General features: G+C 41.2%; 13 protein-coding genes and 3 tRNA genes. 14 read left to right on the forward strand and 2 right to left on the reverse strand.

The genetic code is table 11. The features are described 5' to 3' along the window. Positions 1 to 121: 121 nt before the first annotated feature. The 4 genes from J7338_RS02520 to J7338_RS02535 all read left to right on the forward strand — a co-directional run bounded on the left by J7338_RS02520 (position 122) and on the right by J7338_RS02535 (position 1628). Positions 122 to 198 (forward strand) — tRNA-Arg (locus tag J7338_RS02520). Between the two features lie 80 nt (positions 199 to 278). After that, positions 279 to 355 (forward strand) — tRNA-Arg (locus J7338_RS02525). Between the two features lie 133 nt (positions 356 to 488). Then, positions 489 to 565 (forward strand) — tRNA-Arg (locus J7338_RS02530). Between the two features lie 121 nt (positions 566 to 686). Then, positions 687 to 1628, forward strand: coding sequence for a hypothetical protein (locus J7338_RS02535; protein ID WP_210795343.1), 942 nt, complete (start codon positions 687 to 689; stop codon positions 1626 to 1628). Here J7338_RS02535 and J7338_RS02540 read toward each other — a convergent pair. Further along, entirely contained in the window at positions 1621 to 1875 is a 255-nt protein-coding gene (locus tag J7338_RS02540; RefSeq protein ID WP_210795346.1) for a hypothetical protein, read from the reverse strand. The two genes, J7338_RS02535 and J7338_RS02540, sit on opposite strands and share 8 nt — an antisense overlap. 263 nt (positions 1876 to 2138) lie before the next feature. Here J7338_RS02540 and J7338_RS02545 point away from each other — a divergent pair, with 263 nt between their 5' ends. From J7338_RS02545 to J7338_RS02590, 10 genes are all read left to right on the forward strand, one after another. Beyond that, positions 2139 to 2348, forward strand: a complete 210-nt coding sequence (locus J7338_RS02545) for a hypothetical protein (RefSeq protein WP_210795348.1) — start codon at positions 2139 to 2141, stop codon at positions 2346 to 2348. A 53-nt stretch (positions 2349 to 2401) separates the two neighbouring features. Then, the gene (locus tag J7338_RS02550) at positions 2402 to 3784 is read left to right on the forward strand and encodes an NlpC/P60 family protein (RefSeq protein WP_210795350.1); all 1383 of its coding nucleotides are present in this window, start codon (positions 2402 to 2404) and stop codon (positions 3782 to 3784) included. A gap of 9 nt (positions 3785 to 3793) precedes the next feature. Next, the gene (locus J7338_RS02555) at positions 3794 to 4906 is read left to right on the forward strand and encodes a mandelate racemase/muconate lactonizing enzyme family protein (protein ID WP_210795351.1); all 1113 of its coding nucleotides are present in this window, start codon (positions 3794 to 3796) and stop codon (positions 4904 to 4906) included. Then, positions 4903 to 5667 (forward strand): L,D-transpeptidase family protein, encoded by a 765-nt coding sequence (locus J7338_RS02560; RefSeq protein ID WP_145240855.1) that lies wholly within the window; start codon positions 4903 to 4905, stop codon positions 5665 to 5667. Before J7338_RS02555 ends, J7338_RS02560 begins: the two co-directional genes overlap by 4 nt. A gap of 116 nt (positions 5668 to 5783) precedes the next feature. Further along, positions 5784 to 7370, forward strand: a complete 1587-nt coding sequence (locus tag J7338_RS02565) for a sodium:solute symporter (RefSeq protein ID WP_210795354.1) — start codon at positions 5784 to 5786, stop codon at positions 7368 to 7370. 2 nt (positions 7371 to 7372) lie between these two features. Next, on the forward strand, positions 7373 to 7576 hold the full coding sequence (locus J7338_RS02570) for a hypothetical protein (protein WP_210795356.1): 204 nt from the start codon (positions 7373 to 7375) through the stop codon (positions 7574 to 7576). Between the two features lie 7 nt (positions 7577 to 7583). Next, the gene (locus tag J7338_RS02575) at positions 7584 to 7766 is read left to right on the forward strand and encodes a hypothetical protein (protein ID WP_210795357.1); all 183 of its coding nucleotides are present in this window, start codon (positions 7584 to 7586) and stop codon (positions 7764 to 7766) included. Beyond that, positions 7763 to 8698 (forward strand): N-acetylmuramic acid 6-phosphate etherase, encoded by a 936-nt coding sequence (gene murQ / locus J7338_RS02580; RefSeq protein WP_210795359.1) that lies wholly within the window; start codon positions 7763 to 7765, stop codon positions 8696 to 8698. The genes J7338_RS02575 and murQ overlap by 4 nt, the downstream gene beginning before the upstream one ends. Further along, positions 8699 to 9889 (forward strand): exo-beta-N-acetylmuramidase NamZ family protein, encoded by a 1191-nt coding sequence (locus J7338_RS02585; protein ID WP_210795361.1) that lies wholly within the window; start codon positions 8699 to 8701, stop codon positions 9887 to 9889. It begins immediately after the preceding gene. Between the two features lie 108 nt (positions 9890 to 9997). Then, positions 9998 to 10522 carry a hypothetical protein gene (locus J7338_RS02590; RefSeq protein ID WP_210795363.1) on the forward strand — a complete coding sequence of 175 codons (525 nt, stop codon included), beginning with the start codon at positions 9998 to 10000 and terminating at the stop codon, positions 10520 to 10522. A 94-nt stretch (positions 10523 to 10616) separates the two neighbouring features. On the opposite strand, the gene J7338_RS02595 is transcribed toward J7338_RS02590, so the two are convergent. Next, the gene (locus J7338_RS02595; protein ID WP_210795365.1) at positions 10617 to 13658 is read right to left on the reverse strand and encodes a TonB-dependent receptor; all 3042 of its coding nucleotides are present in this window, start codon (positions 13656 to 13658) and stop codon (positions 10617 to 10619) included. Between the last annotated feature and the right edge of the window lie 183 nt (positions 13659 to 13841).

Below are 13841 nucleotides of genomic sequence, written 5' to 3' on the forward strand. Positions count from 1 at the left end.
AGCAAGTAAAAGTGATTGGTTTAGTAAACCAAGCGGTCGGAGGTTCACTCTTTGAAGATATGTCCTGCGCCCACCATCCTTTACTTATTAGTAAGAAACTCGAATTAGAGTATAAAAAAGTGGGCGCATAGCTCAGCTGGATAGAGTACTCGGCTACGAACCGAGCGGTCGGAGGTTCGAATCCTCCTGCGCCCACCACTTTTTATTTACTACTGAGAGTTATATTAGTTATTGCATACTAATATGTCAGATAAGACATTAAAATCGAAATAGAATGTGGGCGCATAGCTCAGCTGGATAGAGTACTCGGCTACGAACCGAGCGGTCGGAGGTTCGAATCCTCCTGCGCCCACCACTTTCTATTAGTGTTAATTTATAAAGAGCCCGACAGATGGTCGGTTTTTTTATCTTTAAAATTCGTAATAAGCTTTTTATTAATTAGCTTAATGCGTCAGTCAAAGTAAGACTTTAAAATCAAAATAGAATGTGGGCGCATAGCTCAGCTGGATAGAGTACTCGGCTACGAACCGAGCGGTCGGAGGTTCGAATCCTCCTGCGCCCACCACTTTCTATTACTATTTAAGTTAATAGAAGACAACCGACGATAGTCGGTTTTTTTATGCCTGAAATTTGTCCCGTACTTATAAAAGTATAAACCACCAACCGAGCGGTCAGAGGTTCACTCTTTGAAGATACATCCTGCGCCCACCACTTTCTATACATTTACAGAAAGATGTAAGAAAGCACCAACCGACGAGAGTCGGTTTTTTTCATGCCTGAAATTTGCTGTATTTGTAGGTTTAAGCATTGCTTTAATAGGCTGTCGCTCAACCAAAACAGAGCAACAGCAGTACCATGAGCTTCAAGATGGTATTTTTTATGGTGCTTATTATGGTGTATCTACTGCTAGCGTTGATACTCTAGCTTACACCTACAACACTGTGCAGGAGTTAAATGAAAGCGAAAATGAACTGCTTGAAAGTATTGATCCTGCTATAACTCATGCCACGTTAAGTTTTCTTATCGGCTTGGGAGTCAGTGCTGATTTTGCTGTTGCAGAAAGTGATTTGGCCTATAAAAAAGCAGATAATCCCAGAGCTAAATATTTAGCCTACTCGGCGCAGTCACTGGCATTTTATAGTCAGGGGTGGCGTGATTTAGCAAAACAACGGGCTGATATTATTAAACATGATCCTATGTTTAGTGCAGTGAAGAGCAGTTACCCAAAAGATCAATTAATTGCCTATTTGATTTTAGGTAGCAGCGCTGTGCATAACGGTGATTTAACTACAGCGGATGAAATGTTTACTATTATTGGTGAGCAGATTGATAAGCCGTGGCTACCGTCGGTGGCCAAAGCGGTAACGTTTGCGTTTAATGGCTCATTTTTTAACACTGTTGATATGTTGCAGGGGTTACTCAGTGACCCTAGTTTAACGCAATATGAGCGTGCAAAATTGGATGAACTTAAAGCAATAGCGCAAAGTAATTTATCAACAACGCAAAAACAACAGGCTATGGCTAATCTTGCTGATAACTTTGTGTTTGAAAAAATAAAAAGTGGTAGTAGTGGCTTATATCAGCAATATTTAACTGATTTACAAGGCTACACTAAAGGTATCATTTAGCTATTTGCTGCATCATCAGCTTTAACGTAATCAAAATACCAGCTATAAAGACTGTCACGCCTTTCACCTTACATAAGCCTGATCGCTTTAACACGCCAATTATAAACGTCATAGTAAGCAGCTCAGAGCATTTTTCGCCATCGCAACTGAATATGCGTTTGCCAATATGATGTACACGTAACGAAGACTGCCACGGATAAATTAAACCAAATTCTGCGCCATTACTTTGTACCTGTGAATCAACCATGGCATTTCCATGTCATTTCCTTATAAATAGGTTGAAGTGTTTATATTTAATACTAATGCGTTTTAAGGTGTTAATAGAATGGAAACATTTGCTTACTGTGGAGAATATGTTATTTTAAATAAAATATTCCAAAAGAGAATCGCTAGAGGAATTTAATCTTGGTTGTAACAAAACTGAAAAAAGCGGGGCCGAATGTTTTAAGCCAGAGCTTATTAATCGGGTTTCTAGGCTGTCATAGTCAGCAACAATAATGGGCTGTTACAATGTTACAAAAGCAATATGAGAAGTTCAATCAACAGGTCATGTTGGCTCATGTTTACTTACCGTTTATTCAAGGTGGACGCGAATTTACCTTAGCGGCACAAAATAGTGTGCCAGGTGCAAGTGAAAAAAACTTAGCCGTGGTTGGCTTAAAAATACAGGCGAATTTTACGCATGCATTTAAACAGTTACTGATACCGCAAAACCAATAATAAGTAGCACACAGCACGACTTACCAAGCAAATTGATAATAGGGATCCTACGAATGCGACATACATTTATCGCCCTGAGTATTTCATTAGCAAGTATTATGACCATGGCACCCGTCATTGCGGCGGCTAATACGTGGCAATCAGATGTTATAGGGGTCAATCAATCGCAATTAACACCGCAGCACTGGCTTAGCCAAGTGACTGATAAAACCATGATGAGTGCAGCGCAAATTGCAGCATTTAATAAACAATTGATTGCTGAGAATGAACATATTGTCGATCCACTCGATTTTGCCTCTCAGCTAACTGGTGAGCAGTTAAAGGCATATATACTCAGTATTAGTGCGGTACCAAAAAGCCCGCGTTTTTACCCGAATGGCGTGGCATTAAGTAATAAGCATTTTGCGAAATATCTAGCCAACTTGAATTTAGACGCTGTGGCAGATAATAATCAAGTTAGTTATGCCATGGTGGTAAAGCGCTCAGTCCTGCGTACTTTTCCAACGTCGGACCGAGTATTAAATAGTGGCTTAGATAATGACCTCGATCGTTTTCAAGAAAGCGGATTATTCCCCGGTGACGCAGTGGCTATTTTGCATCAAAGCGCCGATAAAAAGTGGCTACTTGTGCGTGCTTATAATTACCTAGCTTGGGCGCCAAAAGCGGATATTGCCGTGGCAGATAAAGCTACATTACGTGAGTTTAAAAATAATGAAGATTTTTTATTGGTAACGGGCGCTAAAGTTAATACTGCTTATGTACCTGATGATAAAACCACATCGCAAGTGCAGCTTGATATGGGCGTACGACTGCCTTTAGTTGATCCACAGCAAGTACCCAATTTATTACACGGGCAAAATACTTATGCAAGCTATGTTGTGCAACTGCCAACCCGCGATCAGCAAGGCCAGTTAATATTAAAGAGTGCACTTATTAGCCGCAGTAGTGATGTTAATCTGGGCTATTTACCTTACACCCAACAGCATTTAGTCAAGCAAGGGTTTAAGTTTTTAGGTGAACGTTATGGCTGGGGGCATGATTACAATGGCCGTGATTGCACCGGTTTTGTTGGCGAAATATATAAATCATTTGGTCTATTAATGCCGCGTAATTCAGGTCAGCAGGGTAAAGGCGAGTATGGCATAAATCATCGCTTTGATAACGAAAGCTCAGAGCAAGATAAACTTACCACAGTAAAGCAAATGCAGGTCGGCGACCTTATTTATATACCAGGCCATGTGATGATGTATTTAGGTGAACAAGACGGTCAACCGTATGTGATCCATGATGTTAAAGGGTTGGGTTATAACAAGGCTGATGGTCGTTTTTATTCAAGTTCACTTAATGGGGTATCGGTAACGCCTTTATTGCCACTGCGTTTATCGCAAACTCAGAGCTATTTAGACCGTACTTATAATATTAAGCGTATTCGCTAGGAATTAAAAATGAAGATTACGGCGATACGTTTTGCCAAACTTAAAGTGCCATTAGTTACGCCGTTCAAAACAGCGCTGCGTGAAGTGAGCTATATTGAAGACTTAGTGGTGTTAATTGAAACCGATAAAGGTGAAATTGGTTATGGTGCTGCGGCATCGACGCCGGTAATAACGGGCGATACTCACCAAAGTATCCTTAGCGTTATTAAACAATTTATAGCGCCAAAACTAATTGGTATGGAAATCGAAAACCTCAATCAAATTTGCCAAGTGATCCAATCAAGTGTGGTGGCAAACTACAGCGCAAAAGCTGCGCTCGAGCTGGCTGTGTATGACTTGTGGGGTAAATTATATCAAGCGCCGCTGTATAAATTGCTCGGCGGTGGTAGTCAAACATTACGTACTGATATCACTATTAGCGTTGATAATATTGATAAAATGCTCAGTGATTGTGCTGTGGCTGTAGCGCAAGGTTTTGATATTTTAAAAGTAAAAATTGGCAATGATTTACAGCAAGATATCGAACGAGTGAAAGCGATTTATCAAGGTTTTGGCCAGCAAACGCAAATTCGTTTGGATGTAAATCAGGGCTGGAATGCTAAACAAACGGTGTTTGCTTTACAGCAATTAGAAAGCCACAATGTTGAATTAGAACTTGTTGAACAGCCAGTGAAAAGTGATGATTTTAAAGGTTTAAAGTATATTACTGAGCGGGTAAATACGCCGATCATGGCTGACGAAAGTGCCTTTTCGCCCAAGCAAGTAATTCAATTATTAGAGCAAAATGCTGTTGATATTATCAATATCAAAGTCATGAAAACGGGTGGCTTAAGTCGTGCTATTGAAATTGCCAATATTACTGCGCAGTATCAAGCTGATTGTATGATCGGTTGCATGTTAGAAGGCAGTATTGCCGTTGCAGGTGCGGCGCATTTAGCGTCTGCAAAAGCCCCGCAGATCAGTAAAATAGACTTAGACGGTCCAGCGCTTGGCCAATATGATCCGGTGCAAGGCGGTGTGGAATTTAATGGCCCAGCGATCACGTTAAGTGATGGTCCTGGTTTGGGGATTAAAAGTATCGACACATTACAACCGATAAACGATGGAATTTGGCCGTTATGAAAAAAATAATAATAACATTAATCACCACTGCAGCCCTCAGCGGCTGTGCAAATAGTGCAAGTACATCAGCAGCTGCAAGTGCTGCAGTTATCCCACAGCAAAGCCAACAGTTAGTGGTGGTGGTTGCAGATGATTGGCAAGCCATTGCCGCACAATTGTATCGATTTGAGCGTGTTGCAGGACAATGGCAACAACAAGGCCAAGGTCACAGTGTGGTACTTGGGCGCACCGGTCTTGCGTGGGGTATTGGTTTACACCCAGCTCAAGCGGGCGAACAAAAACAAGAAGGCGATGGTAAAGCTCCCGCTGGTATTTTTGAACTCGGCACCGCGTTTGGTTATTTAGATTCATTAAAAACCAATATGACCTACCAAGGCATGACTGCTGACGACTATTGTGTTGATGTCAAAGGCTCGCCATTTTATAACCAGCTAGTTAATAAGTCAGTGGTAGGAGAGGCTGCTGTCAAAGACTCGTCAGAGTGGATGCGCCGTGATATTTACAGCCAAGATAACCTTTACAAAAAAGGCTTAGTGGTTAAGCACAATAGTCAAAATGTTGATGGTGCAGGCAGTTGTATCTTTATGCATTTATGGCGCGCAGAAAATAAACCAACTGCCGGTTGTACTGCAATGACTGAGCAGAATATGGATACCTTGTTAGCTTGGTTAGATGAACAGAAAAAACCATTGTTAGTGAGCTTGCCTAGCGAACAATATCAACAAAAACAATTGCTTTGGAAGTTACCAGCGATTAAATAATACGTGTACAGCCACGCGATCACGTGGCTTTACAAAGTAAATAATAAAATTGTTTTCTTTTTATTAATTTGGTGGAATAATATATTCCACCGATTGGTTTGAAATTGGGATAATAAATGAGTGCACAATACACCTTGCTTGATTGGCTCGTATTCGCAAGCTACGGAGCAATTTTATTACTCAGTGGTTGGTGGTTTAACCGTAAGCGCGCCAACTCAAGTAAAGACTTCTTTTTAGGCGGTAATAGTATGCCGACCTGGATGGTGGCTATTTCGGTATTAGCTACTTCACAGTCTGCTGCCACTTTTATTGGTGGACCTGATCAAGGTTATCAAGGTGATTTATCGTATTTAGCGACGAACATTGGCGCATTCATAGCTGCATTTATTGTTTCTATTTTTCTGATCCCTAAGTTTTATCAACAAAAAGTGTACACAGTTTATGAACTGCTTGAAAAGCGCATTGGGCCAAAAGCTAAACGCCGCAGCGGCTTAATGTATTTATTTGGCCGAGTGTTCGCCAGTGGCGCACGTCTATATATGGCCGCGATTGCAGTAGCGATGATTTTATATGGCAATATAAATGCCGACAGCGTCATTATTGCGACGTTACTGCTCGCGCTAGCAGGTTTGTTGTACACCGTATTTGGTGGCATTCGCAGTGTAATTTATTCTGATGTGCTGCAAAGTGTGGTGTATGTCAGTGCTGCGATTGCCGTTATTTGGTGTTTATTAACACTTATTCCTGCTGATTTTTCGACTATTTTAGCAACCTTAAATGAGCCAACCCCAGGTGCTGACCCAAAACTGGCTATTTTTAAGTTTGATTTAGACTTTGGCCCAAGTGGTGTATTTAACATGGCGTCGGTATTAACTGGTTTTGTGCTGCTTAATATCGCGGCTTTTGGCCTTGATCAGGACATGACGCAACGCTTACTTACCTGTAAAAGTGAGAAAGAAGGCAGTAAAGCATTGCTACTTTCTATCGTAATGGTTATTCCCGTGATGTTGATGTTTATCTTTATTGGCTTATTGCTGTACATCGTTTACCAACAGCCTACATTAATGAACAGTGATGGTGCGCAAGTCGTACAAGAATTTAATGGTGAAAAAATCACTATTTTTATGTACTACGTACTTAATGAGGCCCCTGCTGGTGTTAAAGGTTTAGTTAGCGTCGGTATCATTGCCGCGGCCATTTCAACATTAAACTCCGGTTTAAGCTCGATGTCGTCGGTCATTGTACAAGATTTATATCGACCTTATTTAGCAGCTAAAAATAAGCAAGTTGCCGATAACCATTTTGTTAAAGCTGGGCGTATTGGCATGGCGGTTGTGAGCTTATCATTAGCATTAATGGCCATAGTTTGTTATTTCTGGCAGCAATACAGTGATATGCCGCTTCTTAAGTTTGCGCTGAGTGTGATGGTGTTTTCGTACAGTGGTTTACTGGGCGTGTATTTTACAACACTCTTTACTAAACGTGGCAGTGAAGGCTCAGTATTGGCGGCGTTAATTGTCGGCTTTATGATCACTTTATTCATGCAACCATACATGATTGATTGGTTATTGCCGGCATCAGATCGCTTCTATTTAGGCTTTACTTGGCAGTTATGTATTGGTACAGCGTTGTCGACTTTAGTGTGTTGTTTAGGTAAACCTCAACTTGCCCAGCGCGGCCAGTCAGCTTTAGGAGCCCAATAGGTATGAACATTGACTCATTATATGGTGCAAATCTAGTAGGTCAGCCGATTGCAATATTAGCGTTTGGAACGGGGGCTGTAGCAGCAAGATTATCCGCTGATGGTGAAACCAAATTAATTGGCGGCTCTTTAATCTTTAGTTTAAAAACACGGTGTATAATAGCCTATTCGGTGCTTAGTGAGCTGTTCTATAAGGCGATAGATTAATTGAAAAATGTCGTGGGCAGAGCCAGTTAGCAGTCATAGTATTGGCGGTTTAGCGGACGTAACCATTGCATTATTAAATGAAAATACACAACTGAATTTATCTCCTCGCCAAGGGGATTCGTTAGCCGGTGCGGTGATTTTAGCCAGCGACCGTATTAAACAAATTGAATACACAAGGATTACACAATGAGCCCTGAGTCTAATTTTAATCAGCAGCGTGCACTTTTAGAAGAGCTGAACGGGATTGTGTCAGAAGGACAAAACTTAGATACTTTGGATATAGATTTACTTGATAGTCGCGAAATTTTAACCAAAATAAATTTGGAAGATCAAAAAGTTGCCGCTGCTGTAAAGTTAGTGATCCCAGAGATAGCCAAAGCGGTCGATCATATTGTAACGGCATTTAAGCAAGGCGGTCGTTTAATTTATATTGGTGCCGGCACCAGTGGTCGCTTAGGTATTTTAGATGCTGTGGAATGCGCGCCAACTTACAGTGTCAGCGATCAACAAGTAATGGGAATAATTGCTGGTGGCGAAACGGCTTTTAAAAAAGCAGTTGAAGGTGCCGAAGATAGCTTAAAATTAGGCGTAGAAGATCTTAAAGCCGTTAATCTACAAGCTAAAGATGTCGTGGTAGGGATTGCCGCTAGTGGCCGTACACCTTATGTGCGAGCAGCCATTGAGTATGCAAAATCAATAGGATGTACCACCGTTGGAGTAACCTGTAATCCTAACTCCGCGGTAATGAAACTACCTGATATTGGCATTTGCCCGGTAGTTGGCGCAGAAGCGGTAACTGGTTCAACACGTATGAAATCGGGTACTGCACAAAAGTTAGTATTAAATATGCTCAGCACAGCCAGTATGATCCGCACCGGTAAAGTCTATAAAAACTTGATGGTTGACGTAAATGCCAGCAATGAAAAGCTGCATGCCCGTGCCATTCGAATTGTAATGCAGGCGACAGATTGTTCGCATCAGCAAGCCGTTGATGCTTTAGCAAAAGCAAAGCAAAGCGCGAAACTTGCTATTTTGATTGTACTAACTGGTAAAGACGCTGATCAGGCAGAGCAAATGCTTAGCCAAGCAGATGGATTTTTACGAAAAGCGGTGGAGTTATAAATGTTAATTAGATTATTGGTTATATTACAATGTCTAATTTTGAGCGCATGTGCCCATAACAGCACTGACGATGCAATCTTAACTGATACACCGCAAGTAAATTTAAGTGTTGGCGCTTTACAATATCAGCAGTACCTACCACAACTTGAGGGCAAACGAGTTGGCTTAGTCGTTAATCAAACTTCACAAGTTAATGGCACTCATATAGTCGATTTACTGCGTGATAAAGGCGTGAATGTTACTAAAATATTTGCCCCTGAACATGGTTTTCGTGGCGACCACGATGCCGGCGCGCATGTAAAAAGTACGGTGGATGCAAAGACCGGTATTGATGTGGTGTCTATTTACGGCAGTAATAAAAAGCCAGATACCGCTGTATTAAGCGAATTAGACGTGATTATTTTTGATATTCAAGATGTTGGCGTGCGCTTTTACACCTATATCAGCTCAATGCATTACATGATGGAAGCTGCTGCTGAGAATAATATTGATTTTATTGTACTTGATAGGCCAAACCCGAATATCGCCTATGTTGATGGGCCAGTTTTAGATTTAAAATTTCAGTCTTTCGTTGGCATGCATGAAATTCCTGTATTACATGGCATGACAGTGGGCGAGCTGGCAAAAATGATCAAAGGTGAAGGGTGGATAAATAAAGCTTCGTCACTAAACTTGACGGTTGTGCCTGTGGCGCATTATCGCCGCGATATGACGTATAGTTTACCTGTTCAGCCAAGCCCTAATTTACCGAACGATCAAGCTATCGCACTTTACCCATCGCTGTGCTTTTTCGAAGCAACACCTATTAGCATAGGTCGGGGTACAGACTTTCCATTTCAAGTGATAGGTTATTCACCCGTTGCATTAGGCGAGTTTAGTTTCACTCCGCGTGCTATTGAGGGGGCATCAATGAACCCTAAACTTAAGGGGATTGAAGCACAAGGTCTTGACTTACGTGACAGTACAATTAATGGGCTAAATTTAAGTTTATTTATTACGGCCTACAAAACTTTAACGCAAAACGAGCAAATATTCTTTGAACGTGCAGGCTTTATGGATAAACTTGCAGGCACTGATAAGCTGCGTTTAGCTATCGAAGCCGGCCAAACAGAGCTGCAAATCAAACAAAGCTGGCAACAAGATCTAGCTCGCTTTAAACAGCAACGCGCAGCATATTTGTTATATCAATAAGACTATTTTTATTTATAAAACCTTAAAACGCAGCTTTGGCTGCGTTTTTTTATTGCGCTTAGAAAAGTTCAACTGTATGTTCTATAAATAAAATTTAAAGGAATAATAATGAAAAAAAGTGCATGGTATAAAAAACCAGAAATGATTGTGGCCCTATCAGCTTTACTTATCAGCGTAGTCACAACAATAATAGGTATTTACTCAACGATGATTGAACGCTCTTATGCAAGGGCTTCGGTTTGGCCGAGAGTTGAGTTGCATAGGAGTTTTTTACCTAAGGATGGGCTATTTAGTTACAATATAATGAATAACGGCACAGGTCCGGCAATTATTAAATATGCCAAAGTAACCTATAATGAGAAGCCCATTAAGAAATGGTCTGATTTTATAGCTGCAACGAACTTAGTTCAATCACATATCGGTACACGTATTCTACCAAGTCAAGCGAATTTTAGTGCGGTTACCATAAAAGATAAGGCTTATTTAACAGAAATTCTTAAAATGGATGAACAGATTGCAATCGAGCTGTGCTATTGCTCTATTTATGACGAGTGTTGGCTGGTTGATAGAAGTAATCAACCAATAGAAATAGCACAATGTGAAATTAGCGACGAACAGCGATTTATGCAGTAATACGCGTATTTTTGGAATGAAAAAGGCCACAATTGTGGCCTTACCATGGATGGGGAAATAAGCGCCCATTGAGCGCTTACTTTAATCCATAAGATTAAAACTTAAAGTTAACTGATAACTGCAAGCTACGTGGATTGTAGTAGCTACGCGATTCACCAAATTTCTCTTCAAGTACATACGGGTTTTTGTTATAACCTGTTTGACGATTAAATACGTTGAAGAGATCAGCACGAAATTGTAGTTCCATATCACCAGAGAACTTAAAGTCTTGCGTATAGTTTAAGTCAAGTTGCCAATGGCTAGCAGTGCGACGACTACCAGCAGACTCTGCATAGCGGCTAATATGGCTTGTAGGGTAGCCGTATGTTGTTCCATCCCATGCTTCCCATGCTTTACCTGATTGGAATACGAAGTACGCCCCTAAGTTAGCTTCCCAAGGAAGAGTATAGTAACCGTATACTTTCAATAAGTGCGGCTTATCGCCAGAAAGCGTACCGTAGCGGTTATCCCAAGAATAACGACCACGGCCATCACCATAGTAAGATGAGCCAATAAAGTTATTTGCATCATTGGTTGACGTAGTATTATCTTGGTCAAAGTTACCATAGTAATGGCTCCATACATACGAAGCATTTACGTAGCTGTTTTCGCCCATGTACTCTGCTTCGATACTGGCTTCCCAATATTTGGTTGCACCGCCATCAACTTCAGCAATAACATAAGATGAACCGCCAATTTCATCGCGGATCTCAGCTAGGTTATCTATGTATAATCCCTTATCTGCGATATGTTGCGGCACGCCATCAGCATCAACGTCTGAGTAATCAGTTAAGCGTGCTGTGTTTGGCATATCTTCCCAAAAGTGCATGCCTTTACGGTGGCGAACGTGTGCACGTAATACTAAGTCAGAACCAACATACTTAGTTGTACCAAGTGTGAACTCGTTAATACGACGAGGCTTCATACCGTCTTGGAATGCCTTACCTGATGAGCCTTTTCTTGGTGAAGACGAAAGAATATTACCTGATTGGTCCAAAAGTAGTTCGATTTCGGCTCGGGTATTACGATCCCAAGACGCTGCGCGTGCAAGTGAGCTTGCTTCAGGGTTATACATAGCGAAATTAGCAAATACAGAATCTTCACCAGAGTAAGTCCAAGTTGCACCTAACCGAGGCTGAATCATATCGGCCCAGTCAGTTTTATACATTTCATACTTGTGACCCGGCGCTAGTTCGTAACCGGAAAGAGTGCCTGATTTAGCTTTGAGGCCTTGCCCGTACCAAGTATCTTGGCTTATTAATAGACCTAAGTTATAGGTCCAGTCACCATGTTCAATCGTGTCGTTAATCTCAAAGTTTAAACTACGAGTTTCAGAGTTAATACTAGAAACAGGATTACCGCCTTCTGTTGCTAAACTCATCTGTTGTACACGGGCTCGGTAAATGGCATCAGCGGGGTCAAAACCTTCGGTGTCTGCATCTGCATCGACTAAACCACCTAGATAAGAAATACGTCCCCAACCATTAGATAAGCGCGTTAGCTGTTCTTCGCCTTTTTCCCATTTAGCACCAAAATGAAGTATATGATAAGTATCGCCCCAATCAAATTCATGCTCTAAGTTTACTTCAAAAGAATCTCTGTAGAAGTTTTGATTATCATAAGTTGCGAATGCACCAACACCACCACTGCCTTTCATCACACCGTCTTCAAGGTAGCCATAGGTATTAATTAATGCTGAAGCCCCTGCATTATATAGAGCAATTTGTTGCTCCGTGAAGCCTTCCTCTGGATCATAATTGCGTAAGCTAGGTACTGAAAAATAACCCATCTCAGTTAAATTATTGACATCGAGCTGGTTAGATAAAGAAGGTGTCACAGATAAAGGATTATCAGGTTGCGAGCCTGACTCTAATTCAAACTTACTGTATTGGAACGAAAGTGTGGTTGCTGAACCTAAAATCCAAGAACCATCTAATGTGAAAATATCCTGATCGGCTTTATCGCCTGCCGATACACTATCAGCCTCGTAAGCATCGACTGAGCGACCTTCAATTGTTTTATCTGAGGTACGCTGTGAAATGTTAAATAGTAAATCATCGGTTGGTGCCCAAGTTAACTTACCAAAATATTCATCACGAATGCTGTTATATTCTTTGACAGCTCCATAAGCGGAGTCTTTGTTATCACGCGTTACTTCAGGACGGTAGTAAGAAGTATAGAAATAGAGTTCATCTTCAATGAGCGGACCACCTAAACTAGCAGTTAACCAGCTTTTATCTTCTTCATAAGATTCTTCGCCTTCTTTAGTGGCCACGAAACTTTTTGGTTGGGCTTTGTATTCAACATTGCCATGGAACTCATCTGTCCCAGATTTTGATACTGTGTCAATTGAAAAGCCACCAGAACGGTTAAAGCCAACCGCTTTTGCACCACCTCTGTCCATAGTAACAAAGGCAACATCGTGTGTTGATGGCTCTGAAGCTAAGTTTCCATACATCGGCAATGACACATTAACACCATCAAAGCCATATGAGTTATCAACACCTGATCCACCCGCTGATGGGCCCAACGTTGAATTTGCCGAAAGTTCTATACCAGGGACAAGCTTTAAAAGGTCTCGGTAATCTTGACCCACAGGGACATTATTAATTCCCTCTTCACCTAATGAGTTTGTGAGTGCTGATTTACCTTGTCGAAATAGTTTACTGCCTGTCACTGTAATTACTTCAACATTATCTTTTTTACCGCTAAGAACAACATTAGCACTTGAGGTTTGCTCTAGCAGTACATCAACAGTTATTGTTTGTGTAACGCCGCTGCTGTCTTCAAAGGTCAGCTCATAAGTGCCTGGTTTTAGTTGCGGGAGATCATAACTACCATCTTCACGGGTTACCACCGTACGCGCTTTTGGCATGACGTTACTACGTGCAGTAATAGTAATACCCGCTAGTGGTTGGTTTGCTTGCTCGGTTTTTACCTTACCTTTAATGCTACCGTTTAAATTCGCGAATGCAGGAGCACTTGCTAGCGAGGCAGCTATTATAGCGGTGGTTATTGCAGTTTTTGGCACTCGCAGAGCGCGATGTGTGGCCTGCGCTAACGAGCTTATAGTGAAGGTTGGTGCCAGTTTTTTCATTGTTTTCCCCGTCCTTATTATAATTAACTTATAGCTCTGAACTTTGCTGATCCCCCAAACAGAGTTATAAACTTTGATCAATTGTTGCTATTCCATTAAACATGCGTTGCCATTAATGGTCAAGAATAAACTCTTCCTTACATTTGTTATGCCTATAAATAAAATATATAAAAACTGGTTTCG

Origin of the sequence: Pseudoalteromonas ostreae (assembly GCF_018069805.1) — a bacterium.
Classification (GTDB): domain Bacteria; phylum Pseudomonadota; class Gammaproteobacteria; order Enterobacterales; family Alteromonadaceae; genus Pseudoalteromonas; species Pseudoalteromonas ostreae.